Genomic DNA, 17,030 nt, shown 5'->3' with positions numbered 1-17,030 from the left:
CCAAAGGATCTTTTATTTGTCCCCCGGATCTTTTACCTCCCTTTGCCGATACTATGCCTCCGGCCGATGTTCTCCATGAAGAAGTGTCGGGCAGGGAACCCCCGGGGAATAGCTACGGAACAAGGATCCAAAAAACCATTCAGAATAGCATTCCTCGAAGGAACTGGGTTATGATCTGATCCCACAACCGATCTTAATACATTTGACTGTTAAGAATACATGTTGGTAGGTTATTTACGGCGATCCGAAGTTTTAGGAAAAACGATACATCATTGCGATGGCTAGAGTCGCCGGAGGTCGGTCATATATCATAGGACTGACTTAGCACATGTTTAATTTCTCTTTGGATGGAACCGAAGAGAACAAGCAAAGGGAAATCGAATGGGCAACACGTAATCCATGCGAGCGAGTTTGGCTATTCTGTCTATTATAAATGCCTATTTGCCGCCGGAATGAATCATAATGGTATAAGAATCTTAACTATCTTGCATAGCGGGGTATCCCGAAGGAGGTATAGAGAGGAGAGAACAAAATACGACAGGAAATTAGACCAAAAATGAGGGTAAATCGAGTTTCCAATGTGTTTTCCATAGTAATAATAACCTAGCGATTCTATTGGCGAAAGTGACAGATATCACTTTTATTCCTGGACTCTGTACAGTAAACTATTTTATTTCTTACATTTTTGATTTAAATATCTTGAAATCAACCAAAACAGACGACGGAAAACAGATTATCGCAATTTATATAAAGTGATGTACATCACTTTTGTACGCCTTGTACATCATTAGATTGTCATAAAATGCTGCTTACTTTTGATTCAGAATCAACAATTTAAGTAATGCAGTTAGAGCAATTTAATTACGACAATAGAATTGTCAGAAATTTCGGAATCGCTACCATTATTTGGGGGATAGTTGGTATGACCATAGGATTGCTTGTGGCAACGCAGCTTGTTTGGCCTCAAATGAACTTCGGATTACAATACACAACGTTTGGCCGTGTACGCCCAGTACATACCAACGCCGTGATATTCGCGTTCGTAGGTAATGGTATTTTTATGGGCGTCTATTATTCCTTGCAACGGGTACTTAAAGCGCGAATGTTTAGTGATGCTTTAAGCAAGCTCCATTTTTGGGGTTGGCAGTTAATTATTGTCGCCTCGGCTATCACTCTTCCACTAGGACTTACTTCAAGTCACGAGTATGCCGAAATGGAGTGGCCAATTGATATCGCAATTACCCTTATTTGGGTGGTGTTTGGGATCAATATGTTTGGTACAATTATCAAAAGGCGTGAACGTCATATGTACGTCGCAGTTTGGTTCTATATTGCCACATTTGTTACGGTAGCGGTATTACATATCGTTAACTCCATTCAACTGCCGGTGGCAGGATGGAAAAGCTACTATGTGTATAAAGGTGTACAAGATGCACTTGTGCAATGGTGGTATGGCCATAATGCCGTAGCGTTTTTCCTAACTACTCCTTACTTGGGAATGATGTACTACTTTTTGCCAAAAATGGCTAATCGTCCGGTTTATTCCTATAAATTAAGTATTCTGCACTTTTGGTCATTGATCTTTATCTATATCTGGGCCGGACCTCACCATTTGTTATATACCGCATTACCAAGCTGGGTTCAATCCCTAGGCGTAGTATTTTCGATTATGCTGATTGCACCAAGTTGGGGCGGTATGATAAACGGTCTGTTGACCCTACGTGGTGCCTGGGATAAAGTACGGACTGAACCTATGTTGAAATTTATGGTCGTCGCACTGACCTGTTACGGTATGGCAACGTTTGAAGGACCGATGCTGTCTTTAAAGCAGGTAAATGCGATTGCACACTTTACCGATTGGATCGTTGCGCATGTACACGTTGGTGCATTGGGCTGGAATGGTTTTATGACATTCGGTATCCTCTATTGGCTAATCCCACGTATTTATAAAACAGAACTTTACTCTAAGAAATTAGCCTCAACTCACTTTTGGATCGGTACACTTGGAATTCTATTTTACGCTATTCCGATGTATTGGGCAGCGGTTGTACAAGGGCTAATGTGGAAAGAGTTTACACCAGAAGGCGTATTGAAATATCCAAACTTCTTAGCAACAACATTGGAAATTTTACCAATGCATATGATGAGAGCTTTGGGTGGGGCACTTTATTTATCAGGTGTCTTCCTGATGACGTTCAACCTGATTAAGACCATGAAGCAAGGTAAGCTCATGGCCAATGAGCCTGCTGAAGCACCAGCTTTATTACCGGTTCAGGTCAATGAACAGTCCCAGCACCGTCGTCTTGAGCGTAAACCCATATTGTTCATGGTACTGGCGCTTATCGCGATTCTGATTGGTGGTATGGTTGAGATGGTTCCTACATTTACCATTTCCAAAAACGTACCGACGATTGCAAGTGTGAAGCCTTATACAGCACTGGAACTGCAGGGACGTGATCTTTATGTCAGAGAGGGCTGTGTCAATTGTCATACACAAACAATCCGCCCGTTTAGATCGGAGACTGCCCGTTACGGTGAATATAGCAAAGCTGGCGAATATGTATACGATACACCATTCTTATGGGGATCGAAACGGACCGGGCCGGATTTACATCGCATTGGTTCCAAATATCCAAATAAATGGCATTTTGATCATCTTTTGGATCCAACCATAACTTCTCCGGGAAGTATTATGCCTTCTTATCCTTGGCTAATAGACCAGCAGTTGGATAACTCTATTTTGAAAGATAAAATGGAAGCTCTCCGCAAACTAGGAATCCCCTATACGGATGTGGCGATAGCGAATGCGGAACAAGATCTGCATAAACAGGCGCAAAAAATTGCTGACGATCTGAAACAGAATCAAGTCAATGTATTGGCCGATCGCGAAATTATAGCAGTAATCGCTTATTTACAACGACTCGGAACGGATATAAAAGCAGCTCCGAAAGCGGCTGAGGATGTTAACGTAATTCAATAAGACTATGTTTAAACAAATCACAAATTTGAACGGAAGTGAGCTTTACCTTATTGTATCACTTTGGATATTCCTGATTTTCTTTATTTCGGTCGCAATCATGTTGTTTCGCATGAAAAAGGACTATGTAAACTATATGAAGGAGCTGCCTTTGGAGGAGGAAACTGAAAAGGAAACGAATCATTCACCTGAAAGTATATAGTATATGAGTTTATTATTAGATACTGCACCTGCTACAGTAGAAGCCATTCCGTCTTCTTGGGGTTTTGGTACAGATAATTTATACACCGATATCTTAATTATCGTATTGATAGTCGTGATGTTGGCCCTTCTGGCCTCGGCACTCATGGTTAACCGCGCAATGAAATCCATTATTAAGATTACGATGCCTGAATTGGTTAAAGAGGAAGAGCTCAAGAAATTAGCCAATAGAGGATGGTTGAAACGATCTTGGAATAAGATCATGGGAATAAGACCTATCTCTGAGGAAAAGGACATAGTCATCGATCACGAATATGATGGTATCCGGGAACTGGATAACCCCATTCCAATCTGGTTTAATTTTTTGTTTTATGGAACAATCTTTTTTGGGGTGGTCTACTTATTCATCTATCAGGTTTCCGGGATCGGTATGAATCAAGATCAGGAGTACGCGCATGAGATGGTTGTTGCGGAAAAGGAAAGACAGGCGTATTTAGCTGCTTCTGCCAGCAATGTTGATGAAAATACGGTTGAATTTGAACCAGACATGGCGGTTGAAGGAAAAGCAATATTTGCTGCAAACTGTGTCGCCTGTCACGGTGGAAACGGGGAGGGCGGTATTGGCCCCAACTTGACGGATAAATTTTGGTTGCATGGCGGTGAGATTAAAGATCTCTTCAAAACTATTAAGTACGGTGTTCCGGATAAAGGAATGGTGCCTTGGGAGCAGACCTTAAGTCCGGCGCAAATTGCACAGGTGGCAAGTTACATAGTTACGCTGAGGGATACACACCCTGCCAATCCAAAAGAACCACAAGGAGAAGAAGCTACCTACGGAAATGCTGAGGGTACAACCAAAGCAAATGACGGCACTGGGACAGAAAAAAAAGCTGAATAGTAAATCAAGATTGAAATGAGTACAGTAGTAGTTAATAATGCCAATAATGGTGGATCTAAGTCAAAAAAGAGACAGTGGATCTATGCAAAAAAACCGCAGGGAGCACTTTATAAAAAGAGACAGTGGGTTGGTTATACACTACTACTGTTCTTATTTGTAGCTCCTTTCGTCAAAATAAATGGTGAGCCGTTCTTAATGTTCAATATTATTGAACGGAAATTCTCGATTTTAGGAAACCTTTTTTACCCCCAGGATCTCTATATATTTGTTTTTGGAATGCTGATCGTCATGGTCTGCGTGGTGTTATTTACAGTGGTCTTTGGACGTGTCTGGTGTGGATGGACATGTCCACAAACAATTTTTCTCGAACTGATCTTCAGGAGGATAGAATATTGGATCGAAGGGGATTGGCAGCAACAAAAAAAGAGCGATGAAGGTCCCAATACCGATCAGAAACAGATGAAGAAGCTGTTGAAGCATGGCATATTTCTGATTATTTCGTTTTTTATATCGAACATCTTTTTGGCTTATATCATCGGTTCGGATGCATTGATTAAAATAGTCACCGATCCATTGGATCAACATATTGCCGGCTTAATCTCCATCATCGTATTCACGCTGGTATTTTATGCGGTATTTGCCTATATCAGAGAAATCGTCTGTATTGCAATTTGTCCCTATGGAAGATTGCAAGGTGTCCTTCTGGATGATCAAAGTATTACAGTGGCCTACGATCATAGACGTGGTGAACCCAGAGGAAAGCAGCAGAAAGGCACTTCTACCTCGCATGGGGATTGCGTGGACTGCAAACTCTGTGTGCACGTTTGTCCTACAGGAATTGATATCCGTAAAGGCCTACAATTGGAATGTGTAAGCTGCACGGCATGTATTGATGCCTGTGATGCTGTTATGGAAAAAATCGGAAAGCCCAAAAAGCTGATCGGTTTTTACCCCATGGGGGAGATTGAAGGTACGCTCAAGAAGAAAAGCAATATGCGGGCGGTGGCATACACCATTGTCTTGGTGCTGTTGCTATCGGTATTTGGTTTTTTGCTGTTCAATCGCTCCCCGGTTGATGGTCGATTGTTACGGGCAAAAGGAAGTACCTATCAGCTTCGGGATGATAAGACAATCAGTAATCTTTACGCCCTGGAGTTAATTAACAAATCTGGCAAAGAGATGCCTTTTCGATTAGTATGCGAGGATCCGAGACTCAAAATTCAACTGGTTAATCCTATCCAAAAGCTTGGTAAAGATGGACATGCAACTTTAAGCTTTTTTCTGATTATCGCGAACAAGGATGTCGAAACATATAAAAGTAATATCAAATTATCTATCTATTCAGGAGATAAAAAAGTTGAAAGCTTAAAAACAACTTTTATTGCTCCTCCCGGGATGAATTAACAAATAGAACAATGAATTGGGGTACAAAAATTTTTTTGATCTTAGCGGTATTTATGTTGTGCATCGTTGCGGCTGGATTTTACATGGTCACTCAAGATACGGACAGCTTAGAAGAAGACGATTATTATGAACAAGGCTTGAATTATGATCAGGCTTATGAAAAAAAACAGAATGTGCTGAGCATGAAAGAGACGCCGACGGTTGAGCTCAGAAAAGATACACTTTATATACATTTTGTCTCGAAAGTGAACAAAGGGAAACTATTATTTCGTAAACCATCGGATAGTAAGCTGGATAGGGAGCTGCCATTCCAGACAACGGGCAGTGTGCTGGCATTGCCTATTTCCACATTCGACAAAGGAATGTGGAATTTGTATGTTGACTGGAAAAGTGAAGGCAAGGATTTTTTATTTGAGGAGCATATTTTATTTTAAACCGGGAGCATGAGCTATACCTACTTTGCATTCTTTATGGGTTTATTTGGAAGCATACATTGTGCTGTCATGTGCGGTCCCTTAATTTTTGCCATTGAGGGCAGGCATGGGCTGAGTTGGTCTATTTTTCTGAACAAGGTAATGTATCAATTAGGCCGGGTTTTGACCTATGGTAGTCTGGGATTTCTTTTGGGGACCATTGGTACATTTGCACAAATTCAGGGCTGGCAACGTGCATTGAGCTGGGGCACAGGGTTAATATTGGTACTGATCGCTGTGTTTCAGCTCGTAGGGAAAAACAACCTTATCATAGCCCGCTTGCAGACTCGTTCCGTGCAGCCCTTTGTCAGACTTCTGTCGAAATGGTTGTATAGACCGGGGGGGAGTTTTATTGCGGGCATATTGAACGGATTATTACCTTGTGGTATGGTATATATGGCGTTAATGTCCGCAATGAATGCCGACAGCCCACAACAGAGTTTCCTGTTTATGTTGTGTTTTGGATTGGGGACTATTCCACTGTTGTTTTTGTTTTCCTTATTGGGGAACTTCTCCAGATCTTTCAAAATTAGCTTTTCAAAATGGGTACCTTTTTTATATTTCCTATTGGGGATCTGGTTTATACTTAGAGGAGCGAACTTAAATATCCCTTATTTAAGCCCTCTTATCCATATTGACGGTGCAATAAACTGTGCTTAAGGGCATACAATTTGTCGGGGCTAAGTATTATATTTGATATTAAACTTAGCGCATCATATGGAGGTACTTCATTATATTTTACAAATTGCTTTACAATATTACTGGATTCCCTTACTTGTCTTATATATTGGTGTCATCGGCACCATCTTGATTGAAAACCGTAATCCTGCCAAAACGATCGCTTGGATAATGGTGATTGTTTTTCTGCCTGTAATCGGTCTGCTCAGTTATTATTTCTTTGGCCAAAAATTTAAGAAAGTTAAAAGAATGAAGCGGATGTACCGCGAGCAATCAAAAAAATTACTAGATGCCTGGCGCAAGGAATCGGAAATTATGGAGGAACATATTGATACCCTGAACGAACGCATAGGGAGTTTGGCTATGGTCTATCGGTACCTCAAAAACCAGAAAATATCCACATTCTCCCTAAATAACGATGTGACATTGTTTATTAATGGTGAGGAAAAATTTCCGGTATTGATTCAGCAACTGAAAGACGCGAAACATTCCATTCATATGGAATACTATATTTGGGAAATGGATGAGGTTGGACGCGAAATATTACAAATATTAGAAGAGAAAGCAAAAGCAGGAGTGACAGTACGTTTGATCCTGGACAGTTTTGGTGCTCCTGATGTAATTAAATATTTACATAGACATAAGCCTGATTTTCTTTTTGAGCCCTTTCTTCCCGTCACTTTTTCTTCCTTGGCCAATAGCAATTATCGAAATCACCGAAAGATTGCGGTCATCGATGGAAAGGTAGGTTTTGTTGGGGGAATCAATATTTCAGATCGTTATATCAATAATGGAAAAAATGATATTTATTGGCGCGATACAGCAATGATGATCATTGGAGCGGCCGTAAATACCTTGCAAATTCAGTTTTGGAATAGCTGGAATCAAACGGATGCAGAATCATTTGAATTAGGTAAAGGCTATTTAAATAGATTTCCGATCGCTGATGAGGACGCGAGTGGTGTTGGCTTTACAGCGAGCGATCCCGGTTCTCCGGCTCCATTCAATATGGAGGCAATTATTGCCGGAATCAATGAAGCAAAGGAATATGTACAATTGTGTACGCCTTATTTTATTCCGAGTGATCAACTGACGACAGCATTGATGCTGGCGGTTTCTTCAGGGGTTCGCGTTGATCTGATGTTGCCGGCAAAATCTGATTCCTTTTTTGTACAGCATGCTTCCTTTTCCTTTATCAAGCCGCTGCTCGAAAGGGGAGTAAATGTATATCTTTATACCAAAGGATTTCTACATGCCAAAACGATCTGTATCGATGGTAAACTAGCCTATATTGGCACGACCAACCTGGATATCAGAAGTTTTTATATCAATTTTGAGATATCTGGGATTGTTTCTGACAAAGCGCTTTGTGAACGTCTGAACAATCAATTTCTTGTGGATATTGAAGCTTCGGATTTAATTACAATTCGTAAATGGATGCAAAGAAGCCGCTGGAAACGGGGGGTCGATTCCATCTGCCGTTTATTGGCGCCTTTACTTTAGCAGTTTGCTTGAATGCAGGTATAATGTTATAATAAATGTTAAAAATGCCATAATAGGACTGGCCTTTGGGTAAAATTGAATATATTTAGCTATTCTTTTTTTTAATTCTAAGACTTTCAATGAAGCACATAAAACTATTGACTTTATCGATAGGGATTTTAGGAGTCGGGTCAACATACGCACAGACTGCACCTACATTACCTATTAATACGATCGTAGAACGAGTTCAAAAATATTTTCAAGGTTACCCAACAGAAAAAGTACATCTGCACTTTGATAAACCTTATTATGCCGTGGGGGACACGCTATGGTTTTCTACTTATTTATCCCGGAATCTTCCAGAATATGAGCCGAGCAAAATCGCCTATGTAGAAGTTTTGAATAGCCGCGATTCACTTATTCAGACCTTTAGGGTTCCGTTGGATAAAGGTGTTGGAAATGGCCAGATGGTGCTCGATCCACAGTTCATGGTGCAGGATAACTATCGCTTCAGAGCTTATACCAAATGGATGTCAAATTTTGACGCTTCTTACTTCTTCAATAAAATTGTTCCAATAGGTGATGTGATCAATAAGAAATTGACCACAAATATTGAATTTCAGAATAATCTCAGTGGAAATAAAAGTCAGGCTGTCATACAGTTCAGGGATCGAACAGGCAAGCCTATGATTAATTCAAAGATCAACTGGGAATTTGTGTCTGGATGGGAAACTGTCGATAAAGGCAAAGGTGAAACGGATGCCATGGGGAAGGTGACGATCAATTTATCGGCAAAAGAAAAGGCTAATCTGGAGAAAGGACAATTAAAGGTGAGTATCCAGGAAAATAAAAATGAAAAACCGCTGTCCAGTTCTTTTCTTCTGAAAAATGCCCTCTGGGATGCGGATGTGCAATTTTTTCCTGAGGGTGGAGACTTAATCGCCGGACTTGCTAAAAAGGTGGCTTTTAAAGCTGTGGGATCTGATGGCAAGAGTCTGAAAGTAAAAGGTTCAATTCTCGATTCAAAAGGAAAATCTGTTGCAGAATTTGAAGATTTTGGATCGGGAATGGGGTATTTCTCCTTGTTGCCTTTAGCTGGAGAAAACTACCAGGCAGTCATCAAATTTGACAATGGACAGGAACGTAAATATAAGCTTCCGGCTGTTGCTAATGATAAGGCAAATGTTGTATTTGTCAAACAGGATGAAATAAATGCCGAATTTGCTGTTGTGACTAGCGAGGATAATTTTTCGAAAAACCCTGCTCAATCTTACTATGTATTGGTTCAGTCGAATGGTCATCTCTGTTTTGGCGCTCAGGTTAATCTAAAATCTTCATCTGCGCTGGTCAATATTCCAAAAGAAAGATTACCTAACGGTATCGTTCAGGTCACTTTAATGACTCCTGACGGCAAACCTGTAAGCGAACGCCTGGCATTTGTACAGAGTGAGAAATTACTCAACATTCAGATCGCCAGTGACAAACAAAGTTATAAAGCGAAAGATCTGGTCAATTTAAAGCTTTCCGTTGATAATAATGGACAGAAATATCCAGGCAGTTATTCCGTTTCAGTAATTGATGAGTCTAAGGTCCCTTATAATGACCAAGCTGACCTCTCCATCGTGAGCAATTTCCTGCTGACTTCGGATCTGAAAGGAAATGTCGAAAACCCGAATGCTTATTTTGATGAAAAAAATCCAAACCGCGAAAAGGCCTTGGATGCCTTATTAATGACACAGGGCTATCGCCGTTTTGATTATCCTGCATTAATCGCTGAAAAGTTACCTCCGGTTAGTTTTCTTCCTGAACAAGGGATCGAGTTATCGGGGATTCTGCGTATGAATACCGGTCGTCCATATCCGAATGGAGGTCTGTTGTTGTCCGTACCTTCACGGAATATCAAAAAGGATGTATACACCGATCAAAATGGCCGCTTTACATTCAAAGACCTTGTTTTTCCTGATTCATCTAAAGTGACTGTAAATGCGAGGTCAAATGATAATTACCGGAGCTTGGTGATCAATATGGATCAGAGTTATTATCCAGAAATAGATAAGAATAATGGCTATAAAAGCTACTTTGTTCCCAATATAGACCAAGCAATTGCGCCTTATCTGGATAATAGCCGAAAAGAGTACCGAAAATCCATTCTGTTGGATGAAGTAGAGGTGACGGGAGTTCAGAAAAAGGTCATCACCAATAAGGATTTTCCATCGATTTCGGGTTTGTCTATGCCTGAACATCGTATCGAGCCAGAACGCTTAACAGGGTGTAATGTGTTGACTATGTGTCTGCAGACTGTTTTAACGGGAATCACCTACGACCCCCAAACATTGAAATATTATGTTTCGCGTGATTACAATGCGGGTGGACGTACACCCGTTCAGTTTTTCCTAAATGGTATGGCCATAGACGAGCCCGGATTGAACAGCATCAATGTAGCGGATATCGAGGGAATAGAAATCTTTTTGCGTGACGAATTGGGTACGGTATCAAGAATGTATCAAAACAATGGTGTTGTCTCTATTTATACTAAGAAAGTGGAGGCCAAGAAACCTCGGATGGCTTTGAGTGAAATTGAGAAACTCCTGCCAAAATCGAATGTTATAGATATGTTCCCACTAGGCTATGTTAAAGAACGTAAGTTCTACACACCTAAATATGATACACCAGAGCGAAAATCGGCAAACGACCTACGGACCACCATTTATTGGAATCCAAAAGTAACGGTCACCGAGACTGGTGAGGCCGCCGTTCAATTCTACAATGCGGATGGAAACGGCAATTATAAAGTGATTGTCGAAGGGATGGATCAGACGGGTAATATCGGTCGAAAAGTGATCAACTATCGCGTACAGCCCTAATGAGATTGAGCTTAACGTAATACAATAGAAACGCTGTTCTTGGAAAAGGGCAGCGTTTTTTAGCATAAAAAAACACCTCCTTGATGGGCAAGGAGGTGCAAACTAACCAATTATAAACCTAAATTATGAAAAGTATTTTGTCGCTTTTGAAAGCGTTTATCTTCTTATTTGTAAAGTGTATTTCAAATCCTATGCCAAATTGATTCTGGGGCTATCTGGCAGTTATTTCTAACAGAAATGTTATAAATAGATCCGGTAAATGCAATCGGCAAGTAGTTGTTTTTGATCGGAAGGAACGACAGATGCCCAGTAGAAGAATGAAATGACTAGTGGAGGTCGTATTCCTAACGTTGATTACGCGAGTGACCCTGTTGATCCAAATGGTAATAACATTGCCTACAGCGTGGTTCATAGGCTTCCTTTTCACCGAGTAGCACGGTTTGTGTGTCATCTGTGAGCCGATAAGAATAATTCGCTGGAGCGCCGCATTGCATGCATACTGCGTGAACTTTGGTGACATGTTCAGCTACCGCCATCAAACTAGGTATTGGACCGAAGGGTTGACCTTTATAATCCATATCCAATCCGGCAATAATCACACGAATTCCACTGTTTGCCAATTTGACACATACTTCTGTCAATCCGTCATCAAAAAATTGTGCTTCATCTATGCCAACAACTTGGGTAGCCGAACTCAATAGCAGGATTGCTGAAGAATTTTCAACCGGAGTAGAGGGAATACTATTGCTGTCGTGGGAAACGACCAATTTTTCATCATATCGTTTATCGACTGCAGGCTTGAAAATTTCAACGTTTAGGCGTGCATATTGTGCGCGTTTTAGCCTGCGTATCAATTCTTCGGTTTTGCCAGAGAACATTGATCCACAGATAACCTCAATACTTCCATATTGAGCTGGTCTCAATGTCAGATTATGTTCGGAAAAAAGCATTTGATTAAATTATTTTTTTCGGATGGCCAGCAAATAAGGTATTATTTGTCCATACACCTCCTATTATATTCTGTTTTTGACAATGCTAATATCAGAATTAAATATTAAATTTGAGTAGCAAAAAAGTGACTGCAAATTCAAATATTTATAAATCAAAGGATTGAGTTTTCCACTTTTTAAGGTAAGGAATGTAAAGGAATTATAAACGATTAACAGGCGATTTCAAATAGAATTATGGGTACTAAAGAAGAAATTTTTAATAAGATAGGAGATTTATTACAGGATTTGAATGCACAGTATTTGGATTTGTCGGAAAAAGACGGTACTGCTGAATTGAGTGATTGGGTGAGTTTGGAAGCGAAAGCGCAATCTGTGGCAGCTTATGTCACTTTACTTAAGACAGACACTGTATTAAAAGGCGGGCAAGTTCAAAATACCTTAAAAGAATCGGCGTTGGAGAGCAAAAAAATAGCGTTCAATGATTATTTTACACCACCTTCTTCGATACGGATAGCTAACCCGCCCATTGTTGAAACTGAAAACACCGCACAGCATATTGTGGATAGCGGCACACCTAAAAACTCAAATGAAGCTGCTGTTGAAGCACAAGCGGAAGTAGAAGAAACAGTGGACCTGCCAGCAGTCTCGTATACGCCGAAGATCGCTGATGAGGCTAATTCAACAGCCGTTGATCAGGCTCCACCTACAACACCTGAAGCTGCTGTAGAACCTGTTGAGGAAAATCAGTATACCATAAATGAACCCAAGATAGATCTCATTGATGAGGAACCAGTGGTGGTGACCGAGGTTATAGAAGAACCAAAACAGGTGATCATCAAAGAAGTTCAAGAGAACCTTATTCAGGAAGAAGTCAATACGGTAACGGAGGAGGCTCCTTCCAGACCGCTCACCTTAAATGAGATTATCTCACAGCAAAAGCAGGCTGGAGTACAGAACCGGGTATATCAAGTCAATCAATCCGGAAGTTCAGATAAACTGACAGACATCAAAACCGGAATAAGTTTGAACGATAAGCTTTTATTTATTAAAGACTTATTTAATGGCTATAGTTTGGCTTATAGCGAAGCGGTAGAGTTATTAAACAGATTTAGCAGCTATGCAGAAGCTGATGCATTTTTGCAAACCAATTATGCGATCAAAAACAGGTGGGCAGATAAACCCCATACTGTTGAAAAGTTATACGAGGTATTGCGAAGAAGGTATAGCTAGTGCGTAATTTCATCACAAAAAAAGCATCTTTAATCAATTTAAAGATGCTTTTTTTGTGAAAGAGATATTAAATTGTTCGCTACTATTTCAATTGAAATTGTAACCAGTCTTTGCCTTCGTGGCCATAAACGAAATATTTTGGCTGAAAGATCTCCGCTAACGATTCCAGCTCCGTAAGGTATTCGTATCCCGGGGTCTGGGCAAAACCGGGTTTTGTCATGATAAAAAGCTGATCGAGTTCAATAGCCTTTGATTGTGCAATTGAGGGATCATTTAATAATAGCGGAATACGGGTAAATACAGTTTCGTCGCTGTCGATAAGGATAATTTTATCTGCCTCATGCGGAGTTGTCGTAGGAATTCCGCCTGTTATTTTGATAGACTCCTGAAGATAGGCCGATTCATTGATTTCCAGTGGTTCAATTTGATCTAAAACCAATACTTTGGGTCTGTCACTGGCCGTTATAAATTTGAGCTTGTGAATCAAGATGCTGGTTTCATCTTCTATTTTTTCAATAAGCTCATTGATGTTTTCTTCGCTGTTTAATTCTTCGCCAAGCGTATTGATATAAGCAATGACGTCTTCGATGCTCACGATTGCCGATTGCTTTGCTGCTAACTTAGCGTATGTTTCCGGTGAGAAAGTGCTATTATTTAGATTCAGCTGTTCCAAAAAATGGGCAACTAATTTTTCCTGATTGCTTTGCATGCTGCAAAAATACAAAAAGGCGAGCATTAGCGAAAGTAAATTAGCAATAGTAGGTATTGGAGGATTTTTGTAAATTGGCATCAAATAAATGTGATAGATATGTTTGACAAATTATTTCAGGCACAGCAAAAGGCAGAAGAAATCAAGAAAAGACTAGATACAATTTCGGTATCCGGTGAGGCTGAAGGTGGTTTGATCCGAGTAGTAGCAACAGCCAATAAAGAGATTAAAGAGATTACGATAGATCCTGTTTTTTTGTCTAATGCAGATAAAGAAGAATTGGAGGAATTATTGGTTGTCGCTTTAAACAAGGCAATCGTCCAAGCAGAGAATATCAGTCAGGCTGAAATGCAGGCAGCGAGTAAGGATATGTTAGGCGGTTTAGGCGGCTTATTTAATCAATAGCAATATGATCATGAAAGCAACTTATTACGGTCAATCTTGTGTTGAGTTTGATTTTGATGGAACGAAGGTATTATTGGATCCGTTCGTAACGTATAATCCACTGGCGAAAGCAATTGATGTAAATGCGATTAAGCCCGATTACATCTTTTTAAGCCACGGACATCAGGATCATGTCGCAGATATGGCCACCATCCAAAAGAATAGCGATGCTACAGTATTGGCCATTGTAGAAACAGCGGCATGGGTAAGAAGACAGGGCGTGCCAGACGAAAAGGTGATTGAGTTCAACCTTGGCGGAACGATACAGCTGCCTTTTGGCACTGTCAAGATGGTTTATGCTGCACATACGAATAGTACGCCCGATGGCCAATATGGTGGATTTCCGGTTGGATTTGTCTTTAATGTACAGGGGAAAAAGATCTATTTCGCCGGCGATACAGCGTTGACCATGGAAATGAAACTGTTGGCAGATCTGAAATTAGATTGGGCATTTTTACCAATCGGTGGATATTATACCATGGATGTAGATGACGCGATCAAAGCAGCGGAGTTTATTAACTGTTCACGTGTGGTAGGGATTCATTACGATTCATTTCCGCCAATTCAGATTGATAAACAAAAGGCTTTGGACAAATTTCAAAACGAAGATATTTCACTTTCTCTTCCAAAAATAGGAGAAACAATAACGTTGTAAAACATAAAAAGGCCGAACTAGTTCGGCCTTTTTTTGCTTAAATAAGTTCTGTGCAGCTATGTGGCACTCATTTTCCGCCTAGGATGAGATAACGATTTTCTTGAGATCTTCTAAGCTGAAAAGGGGAGTGTCAATGATTTTGTTTTTAAGGATCTGTTCCTTATTCTCTTCAAAATAGAATAGCTTCCATTCACCATTTTTGTATTCTAAACTACTGAGATTTTCGATCCAATCACCAGAATTCATATAGGTGCAGGTGCCTTTTCGGGTGATAACTTCCTTTATCTGGGGTTGATGAATATGACCGCAGATCACGAAATCATAATTTTTTTCAATCGCCAGTTCCGTTGCTGTATGCTCAAAGTCCGAGATGTATTTGACGGCCTTTTTAACAGAGTTTTTTATCTTTTTTGAAAGTGAATATTTCTCTTTTCCCATTTTATCCAGGCAATAGTTAATGACATTGTTGAGCTGTATCAGCTTATCATAACCCCAGCCGCCAAGTTTTGCCAGCCATTTTGAGTGATGGATGGATGCATCGAAAACATCCCCGTGAAAGATCCATACTTTTTGATTATTGAGTGAAAGAAGGAGTTTGTTGCTCAGTTTGATATTACCAAGTTTAAGATCCGTAAATTTGCGGAGCATTTCGTCGTGATTGCCAGTTATGTAATGGACTTCGGTACCCGTTGAGCTCATGTCAATGATCTTCTTGATAACCTTTAAATGATCCTGCGGAAAGTAGCTTTTCTTAAATTGCCAGATATCGACAATATCGCCATTGAGGATCAATATCTTGGGTGCGACAGATTCTAGGTAAAGTAAAAGTTCTTTGGCTCTACTTCCGTATGTACCTAAGTGTATGTCTGAGAGTACAAGTATATCAAGGCTTCTTTTCATCGGAATAAACTATAAATATTCTTTTTACAAAAAAAAGGTAAATTTATTGTGTACTGATGAAATTCCTGTTATTAAATCATTAAAATATCCTGTAAAGCAGTATAAGTAAGTTTATTAGAATTTAATATTAGCTTTTTTATTCAATAAAAAAGGTGTCTGATCCAGATCAGACACCCTATAATATGTTAAAGATTATTTACCTTCTTATTTGGCAACTGCAGCTGCTCTATCAATGTGGAACTGGACAAGATCATCAATTGGAGAACGTAGGATTTTACCTACTTTCATACCATATTGTTCTGCTTTTTCAGCCAGTACGTTTCTGAAATTGTAACCTACTGAACCAATGCAATTGAAGGTATAGCTTTGATAATTAGGGTATTTGCTGACTAAATTTCTAAAGAAAGCTTCAAATGCTTCATCTACGATATTACGTGTATACTCAATGTTCACATTGTTGTCATAGACGAATTTGCTGAAACTTGCACAGAAACGGTTAGGCATTGGTTTGGTATAAACCGCATCCATGATTTCGTCTTTTGTCATTTTGTACGTGTTCCAAAAAACTTCTTTGACATCTTTGGGCATTAAATTACGAACATAGTCTGCAAGTAATTTTTTACCAATATAACTACCCGATCCCTCATCACCTAAAATGTAAGCTCCGGAGTCAATATTTAATGTAATTTCTTTACCATCATAGAGACAAGAATTTGTTCCTGTACCCAAAATTGCAGCAAATCCGGCTTGAGATCCTAATAATGCTCTTGCAGCAGCAAGTAGATCGTGTCCTACTTCCACTTTCGCTGTAGTAAATACTTGTTTTAAAGCATCAACTACAATTTGAGCTTTTTCTTTATTATGGACACCAGCACCATAATAATTTACTTCCGCGATTTTTTCAAAAGGTAAATCCTGCGGTAATCCTTTTTTTAGGGAGTTTACAATGTATTCACTGTCAACAAAATAAGGGTTATAACCCTCGGTATTGAAGTAGATCTTTTTATTTGAATCATCTAACAAACACCAGTTTGTTTTTGTTGATCCCCCGTCAGCAATGATTATCATTATTGAGTAGTTTTAATTGTGTTTATCGTTATAAAATGAGTAATCAATTCATTAATCAATTCCCCGAAAATACATTTTTTAATTTTAAATATCATAA

The 17,030-nt window shown here is 39.7% G+C and carries 15 protein-coding genes; 11 read left to right on the top strand and 4 right to left on the bottom strand.

The features are described from left to right. Positions 1–841 precede the first annotated feature (841 nt). The 8 genes from ccoN (at position 842) to B4G94_RS10555 (ending at position 10,977) form a co-directional block, all read left to right on the top strand. A complete protein-coding gene (ccoN, locus tag B4G94_RS10590) occupies positions 842–2,980 on the top strand; it encodes a cytochrome-c oxidase, cbb3-type subunit I (RefSeq protein WP_286858768.1) in 2,139 nt (712 codons plus the stop codon). 4 nt (positions 2,981–2,984) lie between these two features. Further along, positions 2,985–3,179 (top strand): hypothetical protein, encoded by a 195-nt coding sequence (locus tag B4G94_RS10585; protein ID WP_108632970.1) that lies wholly within the window; start codon positions 2,985–2,987, stop codon positions 3,177–3,179. Positions 3,180–3,182: 3 nt separating this feature from the next. Further along, positions 3,183–4,076 (top strand): cbb3-type cytochrome c oxidase N-terminal domain-containing protein, encoded by an 894-nt coding sequence (locus B4G94_RS10580; protein ID WP_286858766.1) that lies wholly within the window; start codon positions 3,183–3,185, stop codon positions 4,074–4,076. A 15-nt stretch (positions 4,077–4,091) separates the two neighbouring features. Next, positions 4,092–5,480, top strand: a complete 1,389-nt coding sequence (gene ccoG / locus B4G94_RS10575; protein ID WP_286858764.1) for a cytochrome c oxidase accessory protein CcoG — start codon at positions 4,092–4,094, stop codon at positions 5,478–5,480. Between the two features lie 11 nt (positions 5,481–5,491). Further along, complete coding sequence (locus tag B4G94_RS10570; RefSeq protein WP_286858763.1) at positions 5,492–5,914, top strand: FixH family protein; 423 nt, start codon at positions 5,492–5,494, stop codon at positions 5,912–5,914. 9 nt (positions 5,915–5,923) lie between these two features. After that, positions 5,924–6,613, top strand: a complete 690-nt coding sequence (locus tag B4G94_RS10565) for a sulfite exporter TauE/SafE family protein (RefSeq protein WP_286858761.1) — start codon at positions 5,924–5,926, stop codon at positions 6,611–6,613. A 57-nt stretch (positions 6,614–6,670) separates the two neighbouring features. After that, on the top strand, positions 6,671–8,134 hold the full coding sequence (gene cls / locus B4G94_RS10560; RefSeq protein WP_165308333.1) for a cardiolipin synthase: 1,464 nt from the start codon (positions 6,671–6,673) through the stop codon (positions 8,132–8,134). A gap of 119 nt (positions 8,135–8,253) precedes the next feature. Continuing rightward, positions 8,254–10,977: a carboxypeptidase regulatory-like domain-containing protein gene (locus B4G94_RS10555; protein ID WP_286858760.1), complete on the top strand. Its 2,724-nt coding sequence runs from the start codon at positions 8,254–8,256 to the stop codon at positions 10,975–10,977. A 344-nt stretch (positions 10,978–11,321) separates the two neighbouring features. Here the strand turns inward: B4G94_RS10555 and B4G94_RS10550 are convergent, their stop codons facing one another. After that, the gene (locus B4G94_RS10550; protein ID WP_286858758.1) at positions 11,322–11,927 is read right to left on the bottom strand and encodes a thymidine kinase; all 606 of its coding nucleotides are present in this window, start codon (positions 11,925–11,927) and stop codon (positions 11,322–11,324) included. 234 nt (positions 11,928–12,161) lie between these two features. On the opposite strand from B4G94_RS10550, the gene B4G94_RS10545 reads away from it, so the two are divergent. Continuing rightward, on the top strand, positions 12,162–13,157 hold the full coding sequence (locus B4G94_RS10545; RefSeq protein ID WP_286858756.1) for a hypothetical protein: 996 nt from the start codon (positions 12,162–12,164) through the stop codon (positions 13,155–13,157). Between the two features lie 82 nt (positions 13,158–13,239). On the opposite strand, the gene B4G94_RS10540 is transcribed toward B4G94_RS10545, so the two are convergent. Beyond that, positions 13,240–13,866, bottom strand: a complete 627-nt coding sequence (locus B4G94_RS10540; protein ID WP_286858755.1) for a hypothetical protein — start codon at positions 13,864–13,866, stop codon at positions 13,240–13,242. 99 nt (positions 13,867–13,965) lie between these two features. Between B4G94_RS10540 and B4G94_RS10535 the strand changes: the two genes are divergently transcribed. Continuing rightward, the gene (locus B4G94_RS10535) at positions 13,966–14,271 is read left to right on the top strand and encodes a YbaB/EbfC family nucleoid-associated protein (protein WP_104380803.1); all 306 of its coding nucleotides are present in this window, start codon (positions 13,966–13,968) and stop codon (positions 14,269–14,271) included. A 10-nt stretch (positions 14,272–14,281) separates the two neighbouring features. Next, positions 14,282–14,965 carry a metal-dependent hydrolase gene (locus B4G94_RS10530; RefSeq protein ID WP_165308325.1) on the top strand — a complete coding sequence of 228 codons (684 nt, stop codon included), beginning with the start codon at positions 14,282–14,284 and terminating at the stop codon, positions 14,963–14,965. Between the two features lie 78 nt (positions 14,966–15,043). Here the strand turns inward: B4G94_RS10530 and B4G94_RS10525 are convergent, their stop codons facing one another. Both B4G94_RS10525 and B4G94_RS10520 read right to left on the bottom strand, forming a co-directional pair. Further along, positions 15,044–15,865 (bottom strand): UDP-2,3-diacylglucosamine diphosphatase, encoded by an 822-nt coding sequence (locus B4G94_RS10525; RefSeq protein ID WP_120260579.1) that lies wholly within the window; start codon positions 15,863–15,865, stop codon positions 15,044–15,046. Between the two features lie 204 nt (positions 15,866–16,069). Beyond that, the gene (locus B4G94_RS10520; RefSeq protein ID WP_104380805.1) at positions 16,070–16,933 is read right to left on the bottom strand and encodes an N-acetylglucosamine kinase; all 864 of its coding nucleotides are present in this window, start codon (positions 16,931–16,933) and stop codon (positions 16,070–16,072) included. Between the last annotated feature and the right edge of the window lie 97 nt (positions 16,934–17,030).

It is taken from the genome of Sphingobacterium sp. UBA7625 (assembly GCF_002484085.1).
GTDB classification, from domain to species: domain Bacteria; phylum Bacteroidota; class Bacteroidia; order Sphingobacteriales; family Sphingobacteriaceae; genus Sphingobacterium; species Sphingobacterium athyrii.
The sequence above is the reverse complement of the archived record's forward strand: the minus strand, read 5'-3'. Positions and strand labels throughout refer to the sequence as shown.

Excerpts from the sequence above, each read along its gene's own strand:
- ccoN (WP_286858768.1), top strand. The coding sequence starts at position 842 with ATGCAGTTAGAGCAATTTAATTACGACAATAGAATTGTCAGAAATTTC.
- B4G94_RS10585 (WP_108632970.1), top strand. The coding sequence starts at position 2,985 with ATGTTTAAACAAATCACAAATTTGAACGGAAGTGAGCTTTACCTTATT.
- B4G94_RS10580 (WP_286858766.1), top strand. The coding sequence starts at position 3,183 with ATGAGTTTATTATTAGATACTGCACCTGCTACAGTAGAAGCCATTCCG.
- ccoG (WP_286858764.1), top strand. The coding sequence starts at position 4,092 with ATGAGTACAGTAGTAGTTAATAATGCCAATAATGGTGGATCTAAGTCA.
- B4G94_RS10570 (WP_286858763.1), top strand. The coding sequence starts at position 5,492 with ATGAATTGGGGTACAAAAATTTTTTTGATCTTAGCGGTATTTATGTTG.
- B4G94_RS10565 (WP_286858761.1), top strand. The coding sequence starts at position 5,924 with ATGAGCTATACCTACTTTGCATTCTTTATGGGTTTATTTGGAAGCATA.
- cls (WP_165308333.1), top strand. The coding sequence starts at position 6,671 with ATGGAGGTACTTCATTATATTTTACAAATTGCTTTACAATATTACTGG.
- B4G94_RS10555 (WP_286858760.1), top strand. The coding sequence starts at position 8,254 with ATGAAGCACATAAAACTATTGACTTTATCGATAGGGATTTTAGGAGTC.
- B4G94_RS10550 (WP_286858758.1), bottom strand. The coding sequence starts at position 11,927 with ATGCTTTTTTCCGAACATAATCTGACATTGAGACCAGCTCAATATGGA.
- B4G94_RS10545 (WP_286858756.1), top strand. The coding sequence starts at position 12,162 with ATGGGTACTAAAGAAGAAATTTTTAATAAGATAGGAGATTTATTACAG.
- B4G94_RS10540 (WP_286858755.1), bottom strand. The coding sequence starts at position 13,866 with ATGCAAAGCAATCAGGAAAAATTAGTTGCCCATTTTTTGGAACAGCTG.
- B4G94_RS10535 (WP_104380803.1), top strand. The coding sequence starts at position 13,966 with ATGTTTGACAAATTATTTCAGGCACAGCAAAAGGCAGAAGAAATCAAG.
- B4G94_RS10530 (WP_165308325.1), top strand. The coding sequence starts at position 14,282 with ATGAAAGCAACTTATTACGGTCAATCTTGTGTTGAGTTTGATTTTGAT.
- B4G94_RS10525 (WP_120260579.1), bottom strand. The coding sequence starts at position 15,865 with ATGAAAAGAAGCCTTGATATACTTGTACTCTCAGACATACACTTAGGT.
- B4G94_RS10520 (WP_104380805.1), bottom strand. The coding sequence starts at position 16,933 with ATGATAATCATTGCTGACGGGGGATCAACAAAAACAAACTGGTGTTTG.